This is a genomic window from Streptomyces longwoodensis, from assembly GCF_001514125.1.
GTDB classification, from domain to species: domain Bacteria; phylum Actinomycetota; class Actinomycetes; order Streptomycetales; family Streptomycetaceae; genus Streptomyces; species Streptomyces longwoodensis.
Map to the genome: position 1 here is coordinate 287,088 of NZ_KQ948559.1, position 23,885 is coordinate 310,972.

The window sequence follows — 23,885 nt, forward strand, 5'->3', positions numbered from 1 at the left end:
TCGTGCGGAACCCCGCGCGGCCCAGGTACCTCGCGAGTCGAAAGCAGGTCGAGATTGCGATGAGCACTCGATGAGTACGCGATGAGTACGCCCATGAACTAGCGACGGTCCGGACGCAACCCGGACCTCAAAGGAGCGAAGTGGCTAAGGTCCGGGTCTACGAACTCGCCAAGGAGTTCGGTGTCGAGAGCAAGGTCGTCATGGCCAAGCTCCAGGAACTCGGTGAATTCGTCCGTTCGGCGTCTTCGACCATCGAAGCGCCCGTTGTACGCAAGCTGACCGACGCCTTGCAGGCCGGTGGCAACGGCAAGTCCGCCAAGCCCGCCCCCCGCAAGGCCGCTCCCAGGCCCGCCGCGCCGTCCCCGGCGCAGGGTGGGAGCACCTCCCCGGCGGGTGACCGCCCGGCCGCCCCGCGGCCGCCGGCCCCCAAGCCCGCCGCGGCCCAGACGCCCCCCGCCGCTCCGGCGGCGCCCGCGTCCACGCCCGCTCCGGGTCCGCGTCCGGTGCCGGGTCCCAAGCCCGCGCCGCGTCCCGCCCCGGCCGCCCCGGAGTTCACCGCTCCGCCGGCAGCCCCGGCCCCGGCCCAGAACGCCTCGCGCCCCTCCGGTGGCGCGCGTCCCGGCGCCCCGCGTCCGGGTGGCGCCCAGGGCGGCAACCGCCCGTCCTCCGGCCAGCAGGGCGGCCAGGCCCCGCGTCCGGCCGCCGCACAGGGCGGCAACCGCCCCGGTGGCGGCGCGCCGCGTCCCGGTGCCCGTCCGGCCGGCCCGCGTCCGGGCAACAACCCCTTCACCTCCGGCGGCAACGCCGGCATGGCGCGCCCGCAGGCGCCCCGTCCGCAGGGCGCCCAGCGTCCCGGCGGCCCCGGTGGTGCCCCCGGCACCGGCCCCCGTCCCCAGGCGCCCGGCGCCCAGGGCGGCGGTCCGCGTCCGCAGGCTCCCGGCGGCAACCGTCCGTCCCCGGCGGGCATGCCCCGTCCGCAGGGCGGTCCGCGTCCCGGCCCGGCCGGTCCGCGTCCCAACCCGGGCATGATGCCGCAGCGTCCCGCTGCCGGCCCGCGTCCCGGCCCCGGCGGCGGTCGCGGTCCCGGCGGTGCGGGTCGTCCCGGCGGTGGCGGCGGCGCCCGTCCCGGTGGCGGCGGCTTCGCCGGCCGTCCCGGTGGCGGTGGCGGCGGTGCCCGTCCGGGTGGCGGCGGCGGTTTCGCCGGTCGCCCGGGTGGCGGTGGCGGCTTCGGCGGCGGTCCCGGCGGCGGCGGCGGTGGCCGTCCCGGCTTCGGCGGCCGTCCCGGCGGTCCCGGTGGCCGTGGTGGCACGCAGGGCGCCTTCGGCCGTCCCGGCGGTCCGGCGCGTCGTGGCCGCAAGTCGAAGCGGCAGCGTCGCCAGGAGTACGAGGCGATGCAGGCCCCGAGCGTCGGCGGCGTGATGCTGCCGCGCGGCAACGGCGAGGCGATCCGCCTCTCCCGCGGCGCGTCGCTCACCGACTTCGCGGAGAAGATCAACGCCAACCCGGCGTCGCTCGTCGCGGTCATGATGAACCTCGGCGAGATGGTCACCGCGACCCAGTCCGTCTCCGACGAGACCCTCCAGCTCCTCGCGGACGAGATGAACTACACGGTTCAGATCGTCAGCCCGGAGGAGGAGGACCGCGAGCTGCTCGAGTCCTTCGACATCGAGTTCGGCGAGGACGAGGGCGACGAGGACGACCTGGTGGTCCGTCCGCCGGTGGTCACCGTCATGGGTCACGTCGACCACGGCAAGACCCGACTGCTCGACGCCATCCGCAAGACGAACGTCATCGCGGGCGAGGCCGGCGGCATCACCCAGCACATCGGTGCCTACCAGGTCGCGACCGAGGTCAACGACGAAGAGCGCAAGATCACCTTCATCGACACCCCGGGTCACGAGGCGTTCACCGCCATGCGTGCCCGTGGTGCGAAGTCGACCGACATCGCGATCCTGGTCGTCGCGGCCAACGACGGCGTCATGCCGCAGACGGTCGAGGCGCTCAACCACGCCAAGGCGGCCGACGTCCCGATCGTCGTCGCGGTCAACAAGATCGACGTCGAGGGCGCCGACCCGACCAAGGTGCGCGGTCAGCTGACCGAGTACGGCCTGGTGGCCGAGGAGTACGGCGGCGACACCATGTTCGTCGACATCTCCGCCAAGCAGGGTCTGCACATTGACTCGCTGCTGGAGGCCGTGATCCTGACGGCCGACGCCTCGCTCGACCTGCGGGCCAACCCGAACCAGGACGCGCAGGGCATCTCGATCGAGTCCCGCCTCGACCGCGGCCGTGGTGCCGTGGCGACGGTCCTCGTCCAGCGCGGCACCCTGCGGGTCGGCGACACGATGGTGGTGGGCGACGCCTACGGCCGCGTGCGCGCCATGCTCGACGACAACGGCAACAACGTCGCCGAGGCCGGCCCCTCGACGCCGGTCCAGGTCCTGGGCCTGACCAACGTCCCGGGTGCGGGTGACAACTTCCTGGTGGTCGACGAGGACCGTACGGCCCGTCAGATCGCCGAGAAGCGCGCCGCCCGTGAGCGCAACGCCGCGTTCGCCAAGCGCACGCGCCGCGTGTCGCTGGAGGACCTGGACAAGGTGCTCAAGGCCGGCGAGGTCCAGCAGCTGAACCTGATCATCAAGGGTGACGCCTCCGGTTCGGTCGAGGCCCTCGAGTCCTCGCTGCTCCAGCTGGACGTCGGCGAAGAGGTCGACATCCGCGTCCTGCACCGCGGCGTCGGTGCGGTCACGGAGTCCGACATCGACCTGGCGATGGGCTCCGACGCCATCGTGATCGGCTTCAACGTCCGCGCGGCCGGCCGCGCGGCGCAGATGGCCGAGCGCGAGGGCGTGGACGTCCGGTACTACTCGGTCATCTACCAGGCGATCGAGGAGATCGAGGCGGCCCTCAAGGGCATGCTCAAGCCGGAGTACGAAGAGGTCGAGCTCGGTACGGCGGAGATCCGCGAGGTCTTCCGCTCGTCCAAGCTGGGCAACATCGCGGGTGTCCTCATCCGCTCCGGCGAGGTCAAGCGCAACACCAAGGCGCGCCTCATCCGCGACGGCAAGGTCATCGCGGAGAACCTCAACATCGAGGGTCTGCGTCGCTTCAAGGACGACGTCACCGAGATCCGCGAAGGCTACGAGGGTGGTATCAACCTCGGAAACTTCAACGACATCAAGGTCGACGACGTCATCGCGACGTACGAGATGCGCGAGAAGCCGCGCGCGTAAGCGCCCGGGCTTCCGGGACGGTCCGGTCCGGGGCCGGTCGACGGAGAGTAATTTCCGTCGATCGGCCCCGGCCGTTCGTTGTACGGTGCTGGTGTCCCCGCCGATCGTTCGGCGGGCCCCTCCATCCCGTACCGGCGGGTCATCCGGACACACATGTATGTGGGGACCCTGTCCTTCGACCTCCTGCTCGGCGACGTACGGTCGCTGAAGGAGAAGCGCTCCGTCGTCCGCCCGATCGTCGCCGAGCTCCAGCGCAAGTACGCGGTGAGCGCCGCCGAGGTGGACCACCTGGACCTCCATCGCAGGGCCGGCATCGGCCTGGCGGTGGTGGCCGGCGACGCGGGGCACGTGACCGACGTGCTGGACCGGTGCGAACGGCTGGTCGCCGGGCGCCCCGAGGTGGAGCTGCTCTCGGTGAGGCGCAAGTTCCACGGCGACGACGACTGACTGTGCAACACGGAAAAGAAAGAACGGGAGACGACCAGTGGCCGACAACGCGCGGGCTAAGAGGCTGGCGGACCTCATCCGAGAGGTGGTGGCCCAGAAGCTGGTGCGCGGGATCAAGGATCCGCGCCTCGGCTCGCACGTCACCATCACGGACACCCGGGTCACGGGTGACCTCAGGGAGGCGACCGTCTTCTACACGGTGTACGGGGGCGAGGAGGAGCGGGCGGCCGCGGCCGCGGGCCTGGAGAGCGCCAAGGGCATCCTGCGCTCCGAGGTCGGCCGCGCGGCCGGCGTGAAGTTCACGCCCACGCTCGCCTTCGTCGCCGACGCCCTGCCGGACAACGCCCGCACCATCGAGGACCTCCTCGACCGGGCGCGCCAGTCCGACCAGCAGGTGCGCGAGGCGTCCGCGGGCGCCCGGTACGCCGGCGAGGCCGACCCCTACCGCAAGCCCGGTGACGACGAGACGGACGACACCACCGAATGAACCGCAGGACCACCGCGCCCGACGGCCTCGTCATCGTCGACAAGCCGTCGGGCTTCACTTCGCACGACGTCGTGGCCAAGATGCGCGGCATCGCCCGCACCCGCCGCGTCGGCCACGCCGGCACCCTCGACCCGATGGCGACGGGCGTCCTCGTCCTCGGCGTGGAGCGGGCCACCAAGCTCCTCGGGCACCTCGCCCTCACCGAGAAGGAGTACCTGGGCACCATCCGTCTCGGCCAGACGACCCTGACGGACGACGCCGAGGGCGAGATCACCGCCCGCGCCGACGCCTCCCGGGTCACCCGGGACGCCATCGACGCCGGCATCGCCAAGCTCAGCGGCGCCATCATGCAGGTCCCGTCCAAGGTCAGCGCCATCAAGATCGACGGCGTGCGGTCGTACAAGCGGGCCCGCGAGGGCGAGGACTTCGAGATCCCCGCCCGGCCGGTGACCATCTCCTCCTTCACGGTGCACGACGTCCGCGACGCCGTCGCCGAGGACGGCACCCCCGTCCTCGACCTGGTCGTCTCGGTCGTCTGCTCCTCCGGCACCTACATCCGGGCCCTGGCCCGCGACCTCGGCGCCGACCTGGGCACCGGCGGCCACCTGACGGCCCTGCGCCGCACCCGCGTCGGCCCCTACGGGCTGGACGCGGCCCGGACGCTGGACCAGCTCCAGGAGGAGCTGACGGTGATGCCGGTCGCCGAGGCCGCCGCCGCGGCCTTCACCCGCTGGGACGTCGACGCCCAGCGCGCCCGGCTGCTCACCAATGGCGTCCGCCTGGAGATGCCCGAGGAGTACGCGGGCGCCGGCCCGGTCGCCGTCTTCGACCCCGAGGGCCGCTTCCTGGCGCTGGTCGAGGAACAGAAGGGCAAGGCCAAGAGCCTGGCCGTGCTGGCCTGAACCGCACGCCGGGCCGCACGCCCGGACGGGGTCCGCTCCCCCGTGGAGCGGCGGACACGGGGTGCGCCCCCGCCGCTCCACGGTCCCCCCTCGGTTCCCCCACACCCAGGGTCTGTCCAAGTGCCCCAGCACCTTCACCCGCCCGGGCGGGCGCTCGGAGTGAACCGAGGGAGCGCAGGGGGGCGCGTTCGCCGGCCGCCCTGTCCCGCTGATCGTTTCCCGCCTACCGTCGAGGACGAGTACGCGGGCGTGGCGGGAGGTACGACGATGACGGCAGCCGTCCCACTCCCCGACGCCGCCCTGGTCCGCGTCCGGGACCTCGCCGGCCGCCCCCGTGGCGCCGGCTTCGTCGCCGACCACCACGGCACCGTCGTCACCAGCCACGAAGCGGTCGACGGACTGCCCCGGCTGGTCCTTCTCACCGCCGACGACCGCACCGTCGAGGTCGCCGCGGACGCGGTCACCCCCCTCCCCGAGCAGGACCTCGCCCTGATCCGCACCGAGGGCCTGGACGCGCCCCCGCTGCCGGTCACCGCCCGCGACCGGGTCGACGCCGGCACCTACGTACGGCTCCTCGCCGGCTGCTGGCGCGAGGCGCGCGTCCTGGCGTCGGCCTCCGTGACGTACACCGCCACCGACCGCGTCCACGTCGTCGAGGACGTGCTGGAACTGGCGATCGGCACGGCCGGCCGGGACGCGCTGCGCCTCGGCGGGGGAGCGGCCGGCGGCCCGGTCCTCGACGCGCGCACCGGCGCCGTGGTGGGCGTCGTCGGCACCGCCCTGCGGTCGGGCCACAGCGAGACCGGCTTCGCCGTGCCGCTGCGCCCCGCGACCGGCCCACTCGCCGACCTGCTCGCCCGCAACGCCGCGACCGTCCCGGCGTACGGCGCGGACCTCGGTCTCGCGGGCGTCCTGGAACTCACCGCCACCGCCCTCGGCTCCGACGGCCCGCCCGGCACGCTCCCCGGCCACCCGGCCGCCGGACGCCCGGACCCCGTCGAGCGCCCGGCCGTGCGGAACGAGGTGGCCGCCTTCCTGGCCGGCGACACCCCGGTCCTCGCCCTCGTCGGCCGGCCCGGCAGCGGCCGTACGACGGAACTCGCGGCGCTCGCCGCCCGGCGCGCCCGGGGCGCGGAACCCGCCCCCACGCTGTGGCTGCGCGGCGCCGACCTGGAGCCCGCGGACACCTCGCTCGCCGACGCCGCGCGCCGCGCCCTCGCCCGGGCCGCCCGGGTCGTGGCCGCGTCGCACGGGACGACCCCAGCGGACCTCGGCGACCTCGGCCCGGACCGCCTGGCCCGGCTGGCGACGGCGTCCGGCCGCCCGCTCCTGCTGGTCCTCGACGGCCCCGAGGAGATGCCCCCGGCCCTCCGCCCGGCCGACTGGACCCGCGCCACCGCGCGCTGGCTGGAGGAGACGGGGGCACGGCTGGTGCTGGGCTGCGGACCGGAGTACTGGGAGGCAGCGGGGACGGAATTCCCGCGGGGGATGCTGCACGGCGGTGCCCGGCACCCCGTTCCCCATGTGCCCTTGCCCGACCTCACGCCCGAGGAGGCTGCCCTGGCCCGCACCCGCCACGGCATCCCCGACGGCGCCCTGGGCGACGCCGACACCCGCCACCCCCTCACCCTGCGGCTGCTCTCCGAGGTCCTGACGGCCCTGCCCGACGGCTCCTGCCCGCCCGGCCCCCTCGACCGGGACGACGTGTTCGCGGCCCACCTCGACCTGATGTGCCTGCGGGTCGCCGTGCGCCTCGCCGCGGAGAACCGCCTGCGCGGCACGGCCGTGCGCCGCCTCGCCGCCCGGGTGGCCGGACAGGTCCACGAAGCCGCCCGGCGCAGCCTCGGTCCCGGACAGGGCGCGCTGGACCGGGAGACGTTCGAGGCGGGGTTTGCCTGGGGCCCGGCCCCCGCCCGTCTGGGCGGCGGCACCGGCTGGGCGTCCGCCGTCCTCACCGAGGGCCTGCTCGTGCCCGCCGGCAGCGGCTACCGCTTCGCCCACCAGGACCTCGCCGACTGGATCCAGGGCCTCCACCTCGACCTCGACGGCGCCCTGCATGCCCTGGTCCACCGTCCCCGCGTCCAGGAGGAGGACGACGGGCCCGGATCCGACCCGGTGCCGGTCCCGCACCACCGGATCGGCCCGGTGACCGAGGCGCTGCTGCACCTCGCCCGCCAGCACGGGCCGGGCGCCCTCGCCGAGCGGCTGCGCGACCTGGTCCACGCGACGGACGCCGACCCCGGGGGCTGGTGGGCACCCCGCCTGCTCGCCCACACCCTGCGCCGCGTCCCGGACGCGACGCCGTACACCGACGTCCTGCGGCTGCTGGCGGACCGTACGGCGGCGGTCCGGGGGCGGTGCGAGGGAGCGGGGGAGGGGGAGTGTGACGCGGCCGACGCGACGGACTCGGCCGACGGGATCGACGTACGACCGCCGTCGTGGCCCGACGCGTTCGGGCCCGCCTTCTGGGCCGGGCTGCGGCTCCCCTTGGAGACCCGCCTGGACCTCCTGCGCCGGCTCGTCCTCGCCGACCCCGCCCCGGACACCGACGCACCCCGCTACCTGGACGGCGTGGCCGCGCTCCTCGCCACCGCGCCCACCGCCGTGGCCGCGCAGCTCACCCGCTGGTTCGACGACGAGCGCCCGCTGCCCGCCACGCCGCACGCCACCGTCGCGAGGGCCGCGCAGGCCCTGCTGCACACCCACCGGCACCGGGCCCTGGACGACCTCACCGAGGTCCTGGCCGACTGCGCGCACCGCCGGGCCGACGAGCTGCTCGACGCGCTGGCCGAGGAGGAGCCGTCCGCGCTGTGCCGGGCCGTCGACCGGTGGGCGCACGACGAGCGGCCCGCGCGCCGGGTGGCCGTGGTGACGTACGGACTGCGCGCCGCCCCGCACGTCCGCACCGACGCCGACCGCGACCTGCTGTGCCACGCCGCCCTCGCCCTGCTCTCCCGCCCCGCCGACGCCGCCCTGCACGGCGGCGCGCTGGGCCTGCTCGTACGGGACCCGCGCACCCGCGCCCGCCACCTCCCGCAGGCCGTCGAGCACTTCCTGACGGGCGATCCGCAGCTGCCGCCGAGCGCGCTGCTCGCCGCCCTGGACACCCACCCCGAGCCGGTGCTCGACACCGTCCGGGCGCGGCTGCGACACCGCGACGCCGACCCCGGCCGGCTGCTGTGCGACCTGATCGAGGCCACCGCCGCCACCGCGGCCACCGCGCCCACCGGGGCCACCGGGGTCACCGGGGTCGTCCCCGCGCTGGTCCGGCGGGTCGTCGGCGTGGTGCGTGACGTGCTGGAGGAGCGTCCGGAGGCGGCCGGGGAGATCGCCGCGTACGTCGACCGCCGACTGGACCGGCCGGACGAGGTGCCGGACGTCCGCCCCGTCCTGCGCCCGCTGGTCACCGGGCTGCTGGACGGCGGCCCCGAGCGGGTCCGGGCGACGCTGGCCGCCGTGCTCACCGCGCCGGGCGCCCCCCGGTCGCGCCCGCTGCGGACCGAGCTGCGCGCGTTCCTGCTCGCGCACGAGAGCGAGCCGTCCGTCCTCGCCGCCGCCCTGCACGCGGCCGCCCCGCAGGAGGGCCCGCACGTGCGCGACCTGGTCCGCCGCGTCGGGCTGCTCCTGGTGCGCACGCCCGAGGGCGCGGCCCGCTTCGACCGGGACGTCGTCGACCTGGGCCGCCACGTCCCGGGCTTCGCCGCGCGGTTGGCGGCCTGGCTGACCGAGGAGCCGCAGGAGTGGGCGGCGGTGGTCGGCCCCGGCACCCGACGGATGATCGAGAGCCTGGCGGGGGTCCGGGTCCCGGCCTGACCTCGCGAGGGTGCGCACGTGCGCCCGGTCACACCTCCATGCCGATGCGGGCAGCGGGCACCCGGCATGGCACCCTTAGACCTGCGCAATCGGTCAACGGTAGATACGGACACGGGTTCGAGGAGCGGTCACAGTGCAGCGCTGGCGTGGCTTGGAGGACATCCCCCAGGACTGGGGGCGCAGCGTCGTCACCATCGGCTCTTACGACGGGGTCCACCGCGGCCACCAGCTGATCATCAAGCACGCCGTGGACCGCGCCCGCGAGCTGGGCGTCCCCTGCGTCGTGGTGACGTTCGACCCGCACCCCAGCGAGGTCGTCCGCCCCGGCAGCCACCCCCCGCTGCTCGCCCCGCACCACCGCCGCGCCGAGCTGATGGGCGAGCTGGGCGTGGACGCGGTGCTGATCCTGCCGTTCACCACCGAGTTCTCGAAGCTGTCCCCGGCCGACTTCGTCGTCAAGGTGCTGGTGGACAAGCTGCACGCCAAGGCCGTCGTCGAGGGCCCCAACTTCCGCTTCGGCCACCGGGCCGCGGGCAACGTGGAGTTCCTCGCCGAGCAGGGCACCGTCTACGACTTCGAGGTCGAGGTCGTCGACCTGTACGTGTCGGGCGAGGCCGGCGGCGGTGAGCCCTTCTCCTCCACGCTCACCCGGCGCCTGGTCGGGGCGGGCGACGTGACCGGCGCCGCCGAGATCCTCGGCCGCCCGCACCGGGTGGAGGGCGTGGTCGTCCGCGGCGCCCAGCGCGGACGCGAACTGGGCTTCCCCACCGCCAACGTGGAGACCCTGCCGCACACCGCCATCCCCGCCGACGGCGTCTACGCCGGCTGGCTGCACGTGGGCGACGAGGCGATGCCGGCCGCGATCTCCGTCGGCACCAACCCGCAGTTCGACGGCACCGAGCGCACGGTGGAGGCGTACGCCATCGACCGCGTCGGCCTCGACCTGTACGGCCTGCACGTCGCCGTCGACTTCCTGGCGTACGTGCGCGGCCAGGCGAAGTTCGACTCGCTGGAGGCCCTGCTGGAGCAGATGGCCGAGGACGTCAAGCGCTGCAAGGAACTGGTCGCGGAGGCGTCGGCCGGGCGGTGAGCCCGCCCCGCCGGGTGGCGGGTGCGGCGGAGCGGTGACGGAACGTGTGAGGGCGGCCGGTGTCGGTGTCGACACCGGCCGCCCTCGTGCTCCCGGGCCGCGGGCCGGGGCCCGCGGCCGCCCTGCCGCTTACTGGTGCTGCGGGGGTGGCGGGGGCGGGGTCTGGCCGTCACCCGGGGTCTGGCCGTAGTGCGGGGCCTGACCGTGGTCCGGGGCGTGGCCGTGGTCCGGCTCCTGGCCGTGGGCCTGGGGGTGGGGCTGGGGGTGGGCCTGACCCTGCCCGTGGCCCGCCGGGGCGCCGTGGGGCGGCTGCGGGTAGCCGGGCTGGGCCGGCGGGGCTGCCTGCGGGTACGGCTGCTGGCCCGGCTGCGGGGGGTACGGCTGGCCGTAGGGCTGACCGGGGGGCGCGGGCTGGGCGGGGTGTCCGGGGTAACCCTGGTGTCCGGGCTGGCCCTGGTGTCCGGGCTGGGGCGGCTGGGAGTAGGGGGAGGCCTGGGGGTAGGGCTGCTGCGGGGGGTACGGCTGGGCGCCCTGCTGCGGGTACGACTGACCCGGGACCGGGCCCGGCATCGGCTGACCCGGCCCGGGCTGACCCGGCATCGGCTGACCCGGCCCGGGCTGACCCGGCATCGGCTGGCCCTGGACCGGGTGGCCCGGCAGGGGCGGGGCGGCCACCGGGGGCGGGTTGCCGTCGCTCGTCCACAGGCCGTGGGCCTGCTGGTGCCGCACGAAGTCCTCGGCGACCATCGCTGCGAGGTTGAAGTACGCCTCCCGCACCTTCGGCCGCATCATGTCGAGGTCGACCTCGGCACCGGCCGCGAGGTGCTCGTCGAACGGCACGACCACGACGCCCCGGCAGCGCGTCTCGAAGTGCGCCACGATGTCCTCGACCTTGATCATCTTGCCGGTCTCGCGGACACCCGAGATGACGGTGAGGGAACGGGAGACGAGGTCCGCGTACCCGTGCGCCGACAGCCAGTCCAGCGTCGTACTGGCGCTGCTCGCCCCGTCGACCGACGGCGTGGAGATGATGATGAGCTGGTCGGCGAGGTCCAGCACCCCGCGCATGGCGCTGTAGAGCAGGCCGGTGCCCGAGTCGGTGAGGATGACCGGGTACTGCTTGCCGAGCACGTCTATCGCGCGCCGGTAGTCCTCGTCGTTGAACGTCGTGGACACGGCCGGGTCGACGTCGTTGGCGATGATCTCCAGTCCCGAGGGCGCCTGGGACGTGAACCGCCGGATGTCCATGTAGGAGTTGAGGTACGGGATCGCCTGGACGAGGTCACGGATGGTGGCCCCGGTCTCCCGGCGCACCCGTCGGCCGAGGGTGCCCGCGTCCGGGTTGGCGTCGATCGCGAGGATCTTGTCCTGGCGTTCGGAGGCGAGGGTGGAACCGAGGGCGGTGGTCGTGGTGGTCTTGCCGACGCCGCCCTTGAGGCTGATGACGGCGATGCGGTAGCAGGACAGCACCGGCGTGCGGATCAGCTCCAACTTCCGCTGCCGCTCGGCCTCTTCCTTCTTCCCGCCGAGCTTGAAGCGGGAGGCGGCGGCAGCGGGCCGGCCGCTCTTCGCCTTCTGCTTCTTGTTGATCAGCCGGTCGGACGACAGCTCCACGGCCGCGGTGTATCCGAGCGGGGCGGCGCCGGGGTTCACCGGCTGGCGCTGGTCGTGCCGGATGGGCTGCGGCCAGGCGGCACCGGTCCGCGGGTCCACGGGCGCGGTGGGCTGCGGCGGCTGCGCGGGGCCGGGCTGGGGGAAGCCGTAACCGTCCTGCTGGGCAGGGGGGGTGGGCTGGGCCTGCGGCTGCGGCTGGGGCTGCGGTTGTGACGGGGTCTGTGGCTGCGGCTGGGGCTGCTGGGGGAAGCCGTAACCGTCGGCGGGGGTGGCGGGCGGCGTGGGACCGGGCTGCGGGAAGCCGTACGCGCCGGGTGTGTGCGGGGCGTTGGGCTGCGCCTGGTGCGGGAAGCCGTAGCCCGGCTGGGAGTTGGGCGGGCCGGGCTGCTGCGCCTGATGGGGCTGGGCCTGGGACGGCTGCGGTTGGGGCTGGGCCTGCGGGGCGGGCGGCTGCGGGAAGCCGTAACCGGCCGGGGTGGGCTCGGGTGACGGGGCCTGGTTCCAGGCGGGCGGCGCGGGCGCGGGTGCCTGCGGGTGCACGGGCTGCTGCGGTGCGGGCGCGTCCTCGAACTGCGGCGGCTGCGGCTGCGCCGGCGGCTGCTGCTGGGCGGGCCACTGGGCGGCCGGTGCGGGGGCGGCGGGCTGGTACGACGGCGGCAGCGGCGGCACGTCGGCCGACGGCGCGGGCGGGGGAGCCCAACCGGGGTGGGCGTCGGCGGCGGGGCCGGGGGCAGGGGCCTCCGGGGCGGCGGGCGCGGGCTCCGGCTGGGAGGTCTCCTCCGCGGCGGAGGGGGCCGTGTGGTCGTCGGCGGGGTCGGCCGCGTCGGGCGCGGGGGAGTCCTCGTTCCGGGCGTCCGGCGTGCCGGAGGGGACGGCGGGGACGGAGGCGTCGGGCGCCGCCTCGGCCGGTGCCGTCTCGGCGGACGCGGTGGACGGAGCGGACGTGGCGGAGTCGTCGGTGTTCGCGCTGGTGTCGGCGCCGGCGTCCTGGCCGTCGTTCCGAGCGTCGGCAGGCGTCGGCTCCTCCTCCGCACCGGTCGGCTCCGACCCCTCGCGCTCCTCGGCCTTCTCCTCTGTGGCGGCGGCCAGGGCCTGGACCCCCTCGGTGGCGGCGGCGAGGTCGGCGAACTCCCGCTTGAGGGCGGCCGGCGCGAACTTCATGGTGGCCCCGCTTTCCAGGTCACCGTCGTCCTCGTCCCCGGCGACCGGAGCCATGGGCTCCGCAGCGGGCGGGGCCGGGGGCTGGGCCGTGGACCGGGCGGGGGGCGCCTGCGGCTGCGCCGCGGGTGCCGCCTGGGGCGGCTGCTGGGGCTGCACCTGTGCCGCTTGCGGCGGCTGTGGCGGCTGCTGCGGCTCGAACCCCGGAGGGAACGGCACGTCGGGTGCCGGGACGGCCGGGGGAGGCACGTAGGCACCCTGCGGCAGCGACGAAGGCGGAGCGGCCTGCGCGGGCGGCCCGGGCGGGAACGGCACCCCGGGCGTGTGCGGCAGGGGAGAAGCGGGCTGCGGGGCCTGCGCGGGCGGTGTGAGCGGTGCCGGCTGGAACGGAGCCGGAGCAGGAGCCGGCACCGGAGCAGGAGAGTGCGTCGCGGCGGGCATGGGCGGCGGCACGGCGGCCTGTCCACCTTGGGCCCCCGCCCCGGCCCCCGCCCCGGCCCACGCCCCGGAGGCCCCCGCCCCGGAGGCCTCCGCCCCGGAGGTCGCCTCCTCGGGGGCCGTCTCCGCCGACCCGTCCGCAGTGCTCCCGGAACCGGAGTCCCCGGAGGCGTTCTGCGTGTACCACGCCGGTGGTGCGTAGTCGATGGTGAACTCGCCCGTCATCTCGATGCCGGACTCCGCGTCGGGCTGGTCATCGCCGGGTGTGGCCCAGCCCCCGCGGATCCCGTCCCGATCGCTGCTCACAATTCCTCCTGGTGCGGTCGGCCCCTCTCCTGCCGTGCCGGGGCGACCATGTGTCGTTCGTATCGTCCGAAGTGCTGCGAATCCGAGGCAGTTCCGAGCGGTGCGCGACGCGGTCCACCGGCTCTCCCCCTGGGACGCGGACCACCTCTCCACGGGTACTGGCAGCGCGCCCTGTCCCAGCCTAATCACCAGTAGCCCCGACCCGTCAGGCCCGCCCGCTCCCGCGCAGCGGTCCGCTCCGTCACGCCGGGCACTGCAAAGCCGTACGTACAACTCGTAAGGCCACAAAAGGGACTGGAGCTCGGTCCCGGGTCCCGGACGGCGCGCCGGCCCGCGTCCCGTTCCCGTCGGTCCGCTCCTCGATCCTCCCCGGTCCGCTCCTCGGTCCCTCTCAGTCCACTCGTCGCGGCGCCCCCAGCAGTCCCACCTCGGCGTCCGTCGGCTGGGTCAGCACGTACTGCCGGTCCTGTCCGGCGCACCAGAGGGTGAGCCCGTCGGGGAGGTTCGGCAGGGCCTCGTACTCGGCGGGCGGCAGACCCGTGACCCGGCCGATCTCCCGGGCCTCGTCCGGCGAGACCCGCTGCACGCCCACCAGGAGGGCCTGGCGCATCAGCCGGGGCGCCACCGGGCTCAGGTACGGCAGCAGGGTGAGGACCGCCTGCCAGGGCGCCGACGTCACCCGCCCGCGCGGCGGACGCATGCCGCAGTCCCGGACCACCAGCACCGGCGCGCCCGCGGAGGCGCCCTGCGGCGGCACGCGCCCCACGTCGTGCACGGTCATCCCGGCCTGTCCGCCGCCGACGGCCTGGACCAGCTGGGCCCAGTGCTGCGGGCGGCCGGTCTCCACGGCGACCCGCGCGCCGGTCGCCGTGGCGCGCAGCGCCAGGACCTGCGCGGTCCACAGGCTGCCGATGAGAACGATGTCGTAGGGCGTGGGTCGGTTGAATCCCAGGACGGCGGGTTGACCCGCCGCGTTGACGCCCGCGACGACACCGTCGTCCCCGAGGGGCAGGGCCAGCGCGTCGACCTGGTCGAAGGTGAGGGTGTGCCGCGGATGCCGGGGACCGAGCAGACCGAACCCGGTCCGCAGCCGCTGCCGGAGCCCCGGGGCCGGGGGAGCGGAGGCGGGCACGGGCGCGGGGCGGGGAGGGGCGCCGGGATGCGTGGCCGGGTTCATCAGCGGGTGCCTCCGAGCGGCAAGGTCGCGAGGACGCCGGGCAGTTGTTCGTGGTCCAGGCGCACGAGGCCGGTGCGCGTCTCGCGCGCGGCGCGCTCCAGTTCCTGGCGGGCTGCCGCCAGCTCGTTGCTGCTGCGTCCCGTGACCCGCACGTGTCCGCTGACGGTCACCTCCCGGTGCCCGCCCCGGCCCAGCGTCAGGCTGAACGTCGTGGCCGGCGCCAGTACGGAGGTCAGCCGGGCCACCCATTGCGGCAGCCCGCCGGCGGAACCGTCGAGCGCCGGCCAGCGGCGCACCCAGTACGTGGTGTGCCGCCGGTTGTCGCAGCGCCAGCTGTCGCCCGACTCCTCGGTGCGCCGCCGGGGCACCGCGCCGGGCTCGTCCTGCGCGGCCGCCTGGGCGGTCACCATCGGGTTGGCGCACACCGACGTGGCGATCGCCGCCGACAGCTCCTCCTCGGTGAGGACGGTCACCCGGAAGCCCGCACCGGTCAGCCGGCTCGACAGGTGGTCGGCCGAGCGGACCAGGCACTTCTGCGCCCCCAGCAGGCCGCCGCCGCGCGCGGCGACCGCCTCGGGGCACAGCTCGGGGTCGAGCTTCAGCGCGATCCACACGATGCGCACCGCCGGTGCCGCCGTCCGGGCCAGCAGACCCTGGTAGTTGGTGACCACGAGCGACTGCTGCGGCAGGTGCGGGGCCGGCGCGGCCTGGGTGTGCACGACCACCTGGGCCGACTCCAGGCGTATCCCGTCGACGTCGAGCACGTCGCGCACCAGGCCGAGCGGCAGGGGCCGCAGCCCCCGCTCGGCTCGCAACGCCCCGGTGTCCGACTCGACCTGGAGCACCACCGTCAGGAAGCCGCCGTCGCCCACCATGCCGACGGGCCGCTGCTCGCCCTCCCGGGCGTGGCGGTACGTCCGCAGGTTCGGGTCGCACTCGACGGCGGGCGCGAAGCCGGAGTCGGTGCCCGGCGGCACGGCGCTGCGGGCGGCCAGGCGCCGACGCCCGCGCAGCGCCGCCGCGTTGACCAGCCACTCCGGCAGGGAGCGCCGACGACGCCGTACGAGCGCGAGGGCCACGAGCGCGGCGGCGGCCACGCCGGCCGGTACGAGCGCGACCGGCCCGCCGAGCCACCCGCACACCACGAGCGCGGCCGCCACCTCCAGCAGCACCAGCCGCTGCACGACGAACGAACCTCCGCGCCCCGTGCGCGTCGTCAGGTGCGGCGAGACGGAGTGCCCGACGACACCGGACCCGTCGGCGCCCCTACCCGTGATGCCGCCCGGCCGCACAGCGGACGGGGCCCCCGGTTGCGATCGCGACCGGCCCGGTGGTGCGAAGGCCATCACCCATCCCCCCCGAACTCTCGTGAACATCCGCGCGCCCACCGCCCGGCAGGGCCAGAGCACCCTACCGGTGCCGCACGCGGTACCACCCAACAGGCATAGTAGGGGCCGGGTCTGACAGCGCGGGCCCGCGAGGCGGGCGAGGGCGGGGGCGGGCCTCCCGCCGGGCCCGGCCGGGCCTCCACCACTCCGCACGGGGAGAGAGCGGACACAGATGGCATCACGGCGCGACGAACTCAACGCCTACACCTTCGCGAAGCGCCGCCTCCTCGCGTCCTTCCTCCAGCCGTCGCCGTCCGGCTCGGAGGAGGGCGCGCCCAGGCCCCTCGGCGCGGTCGTCCCGAGTGTCGTCGTCGGGGTGGTGGTGCTCGCGGTGTTCGGGGCGATCGGCCTGTTCAGCCCGACGGCGCCCAAGGGCTGGGACGCGCCGGAGGAGCACGTCATCGTGGCCAGCGACTCCACCACCCGCTACGTCGTGCTGAGGACGGACGGCAAGGCCCAGCTGCACCCCGTGCTCAACATGGCCTCCGCCCGGCTGCTGCTGAAGCCCGGCAGCAGCGTCCTCACGGTCGACGAGAAGGTCCTGGACAGCGGTGAGCCCCCGCACGGCGCGACGATCGGCATCCCGTACGCGCCCGACCGCCTCCCGTCCGCCGACGAGGCGGCCCGCGCCAAGCGCTGGGCGGTCTGCGAACGCCCCGCCGACGGCGGCCGCGCCCTCCAGAAGGCGGCCTTCGTCCTCGCCGGGAAGGAGTGGCAGCGCACGGAGGGCGGCGGGAAGCTCTCCGGGGGCGACCTGCTGTACGTCGTCGGTCCGGACGGCACGACGCGGTACGTCGTCGACGCCGGGGGCACCGCATACCGGTTGACCGACCCGTCCGACCGGGAACTGCTGAAGGCGCTCGACACGCGCGGCCGCGCCCCGCAGCGCGTCTCCCAGGACTGGCTCGACACGCTCCACCAGGGCGACCCGGTGTCCGTCCCGCACATCGACGGCATCCCGGGCGCCCCGGCGCACGCCTCCGCCGGCCTCGGGGCGTACGACCGGGTCGGCATGGTCATCAAGGCCTACGACGGCTCGGTCATGCAGTACTACGTGGTCCTGCCCGGCCGGGTGGTCCGCGTCACCGAGTTCACCGCGACCCTGCTGCTCAACAGCGGCGCCCTGCTCGCCGTCGGACAGGCGGGCGAGGCGCGGCAGGTCAGCCCGGGCGCGGTCGCCGACAGCACGGCGTTCGCGGGGGAGAAGGACTGGCCGTCGTACCGCCCGAGGACCGTCAACACACCCGGCGGCGCCACCGGCCGCGGCACCGTCTGCAGCGTCCTGCGCTCGGTGGACGCCAGGAGCGGCCGCACGACCCTGTCCACCTGGGCGGGCACCGGCTTCCCCGCCCCGCTGGCCACCGGCTCCTCCAGCACGTACGTCACGCCCGGCTCGGGCCAGCTGTACCGCCAGTTCAAGGGCACGGAGACCAAGGCCGGCGCCGTCTTCCTGGTGACCGACACGGGCCTGCGCTACGCCCTGCAGTCCAACAGCGACAGCGCGACCGACGACCAGGGCGTCGGCACCTCGGCCGAGAAGCGCCGGGAGGAACTGAGCGAGGCCCGGATCGCCCAGACCCGGCTCGGCTACGAGGCGGTCGATCCGGCGCCGGTCCCCGCGGAGTGGTCGACGTTCCTCCCGACCGGCCCCCGCCTGTCGGAGGCGGCGGCCCGCCTCCCGCAGGGCTCATAGCGGACGCGGAGGGGTGACGCTCATGAGGACGACCCGTGACTCCGTCGCGAGGGGCGGAGCGCGACCTCGCTTCGAAGCGCCTGCACGGCCGCTGCTCACGCCGGCCGTCGTCAAGGCACTGGCGGCGGCGACGTCACTCGTCCTGCTGACGCTGCTCCCGGCCGCTCCCGCCCGGGCGGCGGACGGCACTCCGTGCACGTTCCCGTCGAAGCCGTACGCGGGCAGGCCCTGGGCGCTGCAACGGGTCAACCTCGATGCCCTGTGGGCCCGTTCGACGGGCCGGAACGTCCGGGTGGCGGTCATCGACACGGGCGTGGACGTCAGGAACCCGCAACTGACCGAGGCCGTGGACGCGTCGAGGGGCAGGAACTACCTCCCGCCGACGAACGCCCGCGGCGAGAGGATCGAGCGCGGCAACGCGCACGGCACCACGGACCCCGTGGGCCACGGCACGCGCGTGGCGGGCATCATCGCGGCTCGCCCCGCGGACGGAACCGGCTTCGTGGGCCTCGCCCCCGGCGCCACGATCATCCCGATCGCCCAGAACAACGCGGAGGGCGACGGCACAGCCACCTCCCTGGCCGACGCGATCGACTACGCGGTGGACGCCGGCGCCGACGTCATCAACATCTCCCAGGACACGGCCGACGCGGTGGAACCCGACCCGCAGCTGGCGCAGGCCGTGGCCCACGCCCTCGCCCGGCAGGTGGTGGTGGTCGCCTCCGCGGGCAACGACGGCCTGGGCGGCAACGCCAAGCCGACCTACCCGGCGTCGTACGAGGGCGTCCTCGCCGTGGCCTCCTCGGACCGCAACAACGAACGCGCCCCGTTCTCCCAGTCCGGCGACTTCGTCGACGTGGCGGCCCCCGGCGTGGACATGGTCTCGACGGTCCCGGGCGGAGGCCACTGCTCCGACAACGGTACGAGCTTCTCGGCACCGTACGTGGCGGCGGTGGCCGCGCTCCTGAAGTCGGCGTACCCCTCCTGGACGGCCCAGGAGATCGTCGCCCAGATCGAACAGACGGCGGAACGCTCCATCCCGGGCCACGACCGCCTGGTCGGCTGGGGCGTGGTCGACCCACTCAAGGCCCTGACCGCCACCGACCCGTCCCACCCGATCACCTCCCCCCACCCCCAGGAGGGCCCACCCCCGCCCGAACCCCCGACGATCTCCCCCCTCCACCTGGGCGAATCCCCCGAACAACGCACCACCCGCCTGGGCACGTACGTGGTCATCGGGGGAGCGGTGGGGGCGGCGGCGCTGGGCGGGGTGGCGGTGGCGGTGCGGGATGGGCGGCGTCGGCGGGGGGTGGGGCGGTAAACGCGCTGCGACATGACCTCGCCTCTCGTTGCCGTCGTCGAATCGCGCCATCACCTGCACATCGGCGACTTCTCCACTGCCTGTGTGTAGTCGATGATGAGCTGCTTCATCGCTGTGTCGTCCCGATGCCGCGTCCCTACAGCTTGGATGGCGGTGAACAGGACCTGATCCTTCCGCTGACCACCTTCGCACTCGGTTGCTTTCCCGAAAGCCTGGTAACCCGAGTAGAGGTATCGGCCGTCGTCCGTCCTCTTGTCCGGGTCATCTAGGGTCATGCCGCGAGCGAACTCGAAGGTGGCCATGTCGTTCCACCATTCCCATGACGTCTGGACGACCAACTTCCCGTCGACGGAGATGGCGCACTTGGATGCCGCCCCTGTCTGTGAGGTCGCCTCGACGGTCACCTTCTTCCCCGAGGGGAGGAAGCCCGAGAGCGCCTTCGCGTTGATGGGTGCTCCGCAGGCCGACTGAGGAGCTACGTAATCTTTCTCGGCTTCAGTTTGATCCCCTGTGCATGCTGAGAGAGCGACAAGGAAGACGGCTGCCCCGGCGACAGCCGACAGGCGCCGTCGTCGTGCACCGCTGAGTGATCTCTTCATTATGTGCCCGCTAGGTCGGAGCTATCCAGGATTGTTCTGGCTGCCGGGAGCTTGCCCGCCAAGGACGGCACGCGCATTGATGAAGCCTTGGCGAGCCCCTTCGCGGGACCAGGTGTCGATGTCTTCCGCGTTATGCAAGTGGTAGTGGTCCGCTGCGCCGCGAGCTGCAGTACTCACGTACTCATTGTTCATGCTGAGCGCGGCTTGCCAGCTGTCACCCATTTTCTGGTACGCCTCCTCCAAGTGATGTCCCTCGGCGTCTTTGAAAACGGCTTCAAGGACAAGACTGGTGCCTGTTCCGGCAACACCACTGGCGAGTGCCCCCACCCAGGGGGTGGCGACGAACGATGTGCCAACCCCTACAGCGGTACCGACACCGCCAGAAATGGCGTTCTTGTACTGCGAGACGGAGTAGTCGAAAGCTTTGTCCTCGTCCGACCCCGGACTCCCGATGGCCTCCTGACGGGCGAGCCCGAGTACACCGGACACTTCACCCGACCGCTCCGAGAAGTACTTGACCGTCGTTTCCGCGTCCCCGGAGAAGCGCTGATCGGCTGAGAGGCCCGGATCCAGGTGGTGGTACATGAGCTTCTCCATGTAAGCCTCCTGGCCGACTTCGAGGGCCGCGTAACCATCGTCGTTCTGCCCTACAGCGAAGATGAACTTGGTTACGTCCAGGTGATTCAGCGCGGCGTCGGTTCCGGTCAGCGGGTAGAGCTTTTCGATCCCGGCCCACGAGTCCGAATCCCTTGAGACGTCGGACATGGCCCGATTGATGTCAGGAAAATATTCCGCAGCCATTTGACCCATGCTGTCCGACATGTACTCGTGCTCGGTGAGGCGTTCGGGGGTATCCGCCACTGAGGAAACGATGGCGTTGAACAGCCTGGCCTGCTGATCGTTGTGAGCGGGCGTCTCGATGGTTGGCATCTCACCCGCTGGGTGCCCTGTGGTTGCTGCTTCCAGGGCCATGGCCAGGTAGTTCTGTCCGGTGTGCAGACCTTCGCCGTCCGGACTGGTCTCACGGGGCCAGTCGCGCTCCTCGAACAGGTACTGGAAGTTGGAGAGTGACACCCTCCCTTTGTACGAGTTCTCGTCGTCGGAGTCTCGCTCGAACGGGTTGTTCGGATCGTCCTTGGACACATACGTCTGATTGAAGAAGTCCGCGGCTGCATCCGGGCTGTTGGAGAGACCTCGCAGGTAGCCCGTGACAGGATCGGCGCCGCTGTCCTCGCCGATACGGTTGAGGTACTGGCCCACACCGCCTGCTCCACCGAACTGCCAAGCGCGGTTGGGATGTGCACCATCGCCGGTGAGTTGCCGCTCCGCCTCCATGAGGCGGGTGCCGTAGTCCTTCAGGAACCGGTCGTCGTAGTCGCCGACCCGCATGAGGTTGCTCATCACCTGGAAGCCCATGGGGCCGAAGCTGCTCCCTCCGGCCCGCGCCTCGCCGAGGCCGATCATGTCACGCTTCCAAGAGCTCATCGCGACGGAGTCACTCTGCGATGCACTGGCCAAGGTGAGGCTCAAACCCCGCTGTAGGTCGTCAAGTTGTTCCCGGCGGTTGGCGTCGATGTCGCAGTTGCGCGGATCCGTGATCCCCGTCCAGAAGTCGAGCGTCTTCTTGGGGCCGAGATCGGTGGCGAACCGCTCGGCAAAGAGAGGATCGGCGCTGTAGTTCTTGAGACCGGTGGTGAGCAGGTCGAACTCTTTCACGGTGAGATCGGCGGGGTCCTTCTTGGCGAGCCTGGCCAGTTCGTCCGCCTTCTCGAGGGCCGCCGCCGCGCTGTCCCGGTCCTTGTACCGAGCATCCGAGAACCCCAGCTTGCTCTGGTCCGCCAGGGCCTTGAGGACCGTGCCGGCGGAGTTGTCGCTCTCCGTGGCCTTGTCGAGGATGCCCTGGATCTCGTCGCGGAGTGCGGTCACGTCGGCCGTCCGGTCGGGCCCGCTCGAGGCTGCCGTCTGCGGCGGGACGCTCGACGTGACCATGAAGGCGTCACCCGAGGGAAAGACGGAGAGGCTCTTCCTCCGGCCGTTCTCGACGGCGGTGGTGAGTTGCCGGTGGTAGCCCTTCAGTTCGCCCAGGGTGTCGACGAGGATCCGGTGGATGGTGCTCGCCTGGGTGTGGGCGTCCGCGAACTCGCCCGCCGTCGTGCCGATGAACTCCTTGCTCACCTGCTGGTTCATCCCGGCCCAGTTGGCCTTGATGGCCGCTTGGTGCAGGTCGGTCTCCGCGTCCTTCTTCAGCTCGCCGAGGTTCCGCACGAGGGTCGCCCAGTCGGTGACGGCGTCGTCGAGGAGGCTGAAGCTGGCGTGGAAGAGCGTCTCGAAGTTCATGGGGTCGTCCCTGGATCGGGCCGGTCGAGCGGGCGGAGTTGGAGGGGGAGAGGCGGCGCTAAACGCGCGGGGCAGGCCCGACAGCTACCACCGCCGTGGCCCTACCCCTTCTTCTTGCTCTGCTCCCCGTACACCCCGTTCGGCCGCCCCGGCTCCCCGACCCGTTCGTCGAACCCGGCGTCCAGCGGGGCGATGCTGCTGGTCCGCCGGGCGATGTAGCCGTCGTCCCCGTCGTGCAGCGCGCGCGTGACGTGCATGTGGTTCGCGATGTGCGCGCACGCGTCCATCAGGGACTTGAGCTGCTCCTCCCAGCGCGTGGACACGTGCTGGAGACCCGCTCCGAGGGCGAAGCCCTGCTGCGTCAAGTCGGTGGCCGCGGAATCACTCGTGGGGACGGCCACCCGGGCCCGGTCCCACAGGTCGTTGTACAGGGTGTGCGCCGACCTGCCCAGCGCGGCGAGGTCCTTCTGGCTGGCCTTGAGCACGCCGTACGTGCCCGGCGCCCCGGAGGAGCCGTGAGCGCCACCGCCACCACCGCCGGAACCACCGGCATCCGCGCCGTTCAGCCGCATGTGTGCCGAGTCCCGGCGCTGCCGCAGCGCCTCGGTCTTCAACTGCTCCCACTCGTCCCACGCCATGGCCGGACACCTTCCCCGTTGTGAACCCGCGCTGCCCGCACTGCCCGCGATTCCCCCCCGCCGGTCGGGCAGCGTTGCCTCCGGGCGGGCCGCCGCTGCCCCGGCCCACCCCTCGCGGCACAAGCTAGCAACTGCCACTGACGGTGCGTGCGGTGCGCACGCCCGTCACCGTCCTGACCACCGCATCATTCAGGCCAAGCTCCCGCCCGGCCCCGCGCTCCCCGACCCGTGAGCCCGTAACTTACGTGGCTCATGTCCCAGTTGGGGTCGGTGCCCGACGTGGGTAAGGTGCCGGTGTGTGCTGGGACCGCCGCGCTGTGCGATCGCACACCGGCGCACACCGGCGCACACCGGCGCACGCCGGACGGCAGGACACCCGCGCGTCGCCTGCCCCGTCACCGGCCTGCCCACCGGGCCCACCACGTCAGCGCCGCACCGATCCACGCCGACCACTCGACGTACCCCCGCACCACGGGAGAAAGGCAGGCTCACCGTGTCCACCCCGAGCCAGAAACTCGAAGACGCAGCGGTCGTCAAGCTGCAGCAGGACATGTACACCAAGTACGAGAGCATCCGCGCCCGCGTGCACGGCCTGCAGGGCGTCATCGACAGCCTCGAAGGACAGTGGGACGGCATCGGCCGCGCCGCGTTCGACGCGAAGCAGTTCGAGATCAACCAGTCCCTGCGCGCCATCGGGGGCATTCTCGGCGAGGTCATCGAGGCGATGACGACCGCGCGCACCATCAAGGACTCCAAGGAGGACGAGGTCCGCGCCGCGGTCAACAAGATCAACCTCCAGGACGGCGCGCCCACCGTCTCCCCCTTCACGTCGATGTGAGCCCCGGCGGACACCCGCCACCAGTCCACCGCACGCCGTCGGGCACCCACGAGAGAGCAGAGGGACCAGCGCATGAGCCGGAACAACGACGGACTGAACGTCACCTACAACGCACTAGACTTCGCCGCCACCAGGATCGCCAACGAGGCGAAGCTCCTCGAGCAGGACCTGGAGGAGCTCAGGAAGATGGTCGAGAGCAGCAAGCAGTACTGGGTGGGCGAGGCCCAGGACGCCTTCGACCTGAAGCTCGCCCGCTGGAAGAAGGAGGCCGACGACATCCACCAGGCGCTGACCGGCATCGGTCACGTGGTCGGACAGTCGGGCGGTACGTACATGGAGGGCGACAAGAAGGCGGCCGGCTACCTCCAGTGAGCCGTACCGGCGGCTGACGCCGGCCGAGGCGCAC

General features: G+C 73.5%; 16 protein-coding genes. 10 read left to right on the forward strand and 6 right to left on the reverse strand.

Annotated elements, in window-relative coordinates; genetic code table 11:
- Nucleotides 1–140 precede the first annotated feature (140 nt).
- The 6 genes from infB to AQJ30_RS27165 all read left to right on the forward strand — a co-directional run bounded on the left by infB (nt 141) and on the right by AQJ30_RS27165 (nt 9,972).
- Nucleotides 141–3,233: a translation initiation factor IF-2 gene (infB, locus tag AQJ30_RS27140; RefSeq protein WP_067239223.1), complete on the forward strand. Its 3,093-nt coding sequence runs from the start codon at nt 141–143 to the stop codon at nt 3,231–3,233.
- 153 nt (nt 3,234–3,386) lie between these two features.
- Complete coding sequence (locus AQJ30_RS27145; protein ID WP_067239225.1) at nt 3,387–3,680, forward strand: DUF503 domain-containing protein; 294 nt, start codon at nt 3,387–3,389, stop codon at nt 3,678–3,680.
- Between the two features lie 37 nt (nt 3,681–3,717).
- Nucleotides 3,718–4,167, forward strand: a complete 450-nt coding sequence (rbfA, locus tag AQJ30_RS27150) for a 30S ribosome-binding factor RbfA (protein ID WP_067239227.1) — start codon at nt 3,718–3,720, stop codon at nt 4,165–4,167.
- Nucleotides 4,164–5,069 (forward strand): tRNA pseudouridine(55) synthase TruB, encoded by a 906-nt coding sequence (gene truB / locus AQJ30_RS27155; protein ID WP_067239228.1) that lies wholly within the window; start codon nt 4,164–4,166, stop codon nt 5,067–5,069. The genes rbfA and truB overlap by 4 nt, the downstream gene beginning before the upstream one ends.
- Nucleotides 5,070–5,336: 267 nt before the next feature.
- A complete protein-coding gene (locus AQJ30_RS27160; protein ID WP_067239230.1) occupies nt 5,337–8,882 on the forward strand; it encodes a S1C family serine protease in 3,546 nt (1,181 codons plus the stop codon).
- A 133-nt stretch (nt 8,883–9,015) separates the two neighbouring features.
- Nucleotides 9,016–9,972 carry a bifunctional riboflavin kinase/FAD synthetase gene (locus AQJ30_RS27165; RefSeq protein ID WP_067239232.1) on the forward strand — a complete coding sequence of 319 codons (957 nt, stop codon included), beginning with the start codon at nt 9,016–9,018 and terminating at the stop codon, nt 9,970–9,972.
- Nucleotides 9,973–10,101: 129 nt separating this feature from the next.
- Here AQJ30_RS27165 and AQJ30_RS27170 read toward each other — a convergent pair whose 3' ends face one another.
- The 3 genes from AQJ30_RS27170 to eccE all read right to left on the reverse strand — a co-directional run bounded on the left by AQJ30_RS27170 (nt 10,102) and on the right by eccE (nt 15,849).
- A complete protein-coding gene (locus AQJ30_RS27170) occupies nt 10,102–13,488 on the reverse strand; it encodes an SCO5717 family growth-regulating ATPase (protein WP_245727139.1) in 3,387 nt (1,128 codons plus the stop codon).
- A gap of 391 nt (nt 13,489–13,879) precedes the next feature.
- Nucleotides 13,880–14,665 (reverse strand): hypothetical protein, encoded by a 786-nt coding sequence (locus AQJ30_RS27180; RefSeq protein ID WP_067239237.1) that lies wholly within the window; start codon nt 14,663–14,665, stop codon nt 13,880–13,882.
- A complete protein-coding gene (gene eccE, locus AQJ30_RS27185; protein WP_067239239.1) occupies nt 14,665–15,849 on the reverse strand; it encodes a type VII secretion protein EccE in 1,185 nt (394 codons plus the stop codon). Before eccE ends, AQJ30_RS27180 begins: the two co-directional genes overlap by 1 nt.
- A gap of 376 nt (nt 15,850–16,225) precedes the next feature.
- Between eccE and eccB the strand changes: the two genes are divergently transcribed.
- Both eccB and mycP read left to right on the forward strand, forming a co-directional pair.
- Complete coding sequence (eccB, locus tag AQJ30_RS27190) at nt 16,226–17,746, forward strand: type VII secretion protein EccB (protein ID WP_067239240.1); 1,521 nt, start codon at nt 16,226–16,228, stop codon at nt 17,744–17,746.
- A 22-nt stretch (nt 17,747–17,768) separates the two neighbouring features.
- Nucleotides 17,769–19,067 (forward strand): type VII secretion-associated serine protease mycosin, encoded by a 1,299-nt coding sequence (mycP, locus tag AQJ30_RS27195; RefSeq protein ID WP_079084327.1) that lies wholly within the window; start codon nt 17,769–17,771, stop codon nt 19,065–19,067.
- A 50-nt stretch (nt 19,068–19,117) separates the two neighbouring features.
- On the opposite strand, the gene AQJ30_RS38525 is transcribed toward mycP, so the two are convergent.
- The 3 genes from AQJ30_RS38525 to AQJ30_RS27210 form a co-directional block, all read right to left on the reverse strand.
- The gene (locus AQJ30_RS38525; protein ID WP_159052395.1) at nt 19,118–19,666 is read right to left on the reverse strand and encodes a hypothetical protein; all 549 of its coding nucleotides are present in this window, start codon (nt 19,664–19,666) and stop codon (nt 19,118–19,120) included.
- Between the two features lie 21 nt (nt 19,667–19,687).
- A complete protein-coding gene (locus AQJ30_RS27205; RefSeq protein ID WP_067239242.1) occupies nt 19,688–22,003 on the reverse strand; it encodes a hypothetical protein in 2,316 nt (771 codons plus the stop codon).
- A gap of 101 nt (nt 22,004–22,104) precedes the next feature.
- Nucleotides 22,105–22,641: a hypothetical protein gene (locus AQJ30_RS27210; protein ID WP_067239244.1), complete on the reverse strand. Its 537-nt coding sequence runs from the start codon at nt 22,639–22,641 to the stop codon at nt 22,105–22,107.
- A 493-nt stretch (nt 22,642–23,134) separates the two neighbouring features.
- On the opposite strand from AQJ30_RS27210, the gene AQJ30_RS27215 reads away from it, so the two are divergent.
- Together AQJ30_RS27215 and AQJ30_RS27220 are read left to right on the forward strand one after the other, a co-directional pair.
- Complete coding sequence (locus AQJ30_RS27215; RefSeq protein ID WP_245727141.1) at nt 23,135–23,479, forward strand: WXG100 family type VII secretion target; 345 nt, start codon at nt 23,135–23,137, stop codon at nt 23,477–23,479.
- Nucleotides 23,480–23,551: 72 nt separating this feature from the next.
- Complete coding sequence (locus AQJ30_RS27220) at nt 23,552–23,851, forward strand: WXG100 family type VII secretion target (protein WP_067239245.1); 300 nt, start codon at nt 23,552–23,554, stop codon at nt 23,849–23,851.
- Nucleotides 23,852–23,885: the final 34 nt, after the last annotated feature.

Coding starts and splice junctions, on each gene's coding strand:
- truB (WP_067239228.1), top strand. CDS start 4,164: ATGAACCGCAGGACCACCGCGCCCGACGGCCTCGTCATCGTCGACAAG.
- AQJ30_RS27210 (WP_067239244.1), bottom strand. CDS start 22,641: ATGGCGTGGGACGAGTGGGAGCAGTTGAAGACCGAGGCGCTGCGGCAG.
- AQJ30_RS27145 (WP_067239225.1), top strand. CDS start 3,387: ATGTATGTGGGGACCCTGTCCTTCGACCTCCTGCTCGGCGACGTACGG.
- AQJ30_RS38525 (WP_159052395.1), bottom strand. CDS start 19,666: ATGAAGAGATCACTCAGCGGTGCACGACGACGGCGCCTGTCGGCTGTC.
- mycP (WP_079084327.1), top strand. CDS start 17,769: ATGAGGACGACCCGTGACTCCGTCGCGAGGGGCGGAGCGCGACCTCGC.
- AQJ30_RS27220 (WP_067239245.1), top strand. CDS start 23,552: ATGAGCCGGAACAACGACGGACTGAACGTCACCTACAACGCACTAGAC.
- AQJ30_RS27160 (WP_067239230.1), top strand. CDS start 5,337: ATGACGGCAGCCGTCCCACTCCCCGACGCCGCCCTGGTCCGCGTCCGG.
- AQJ30_RS27180 (WP_067239237.1), bottom strand. CDS start 14,665: ATGAACCCGGCCACGCATCCCGGCGCCCCTCCCCGCCCCGCGCCCGTG.
- eccB (WP_067239240.1), top strand. CDS start 16,226: ATGGCATCACGGCGCGACGAACTCAACGCCTACACCTTCGCGAAGCGC.
- AQJ30_RS27205 (WP_067239242.1), bottom strand. CDS start 22,003: ATGAACTTCGAGACGCTCTTCCACGCCAGCTTCAGCCTCCTCGACGAC.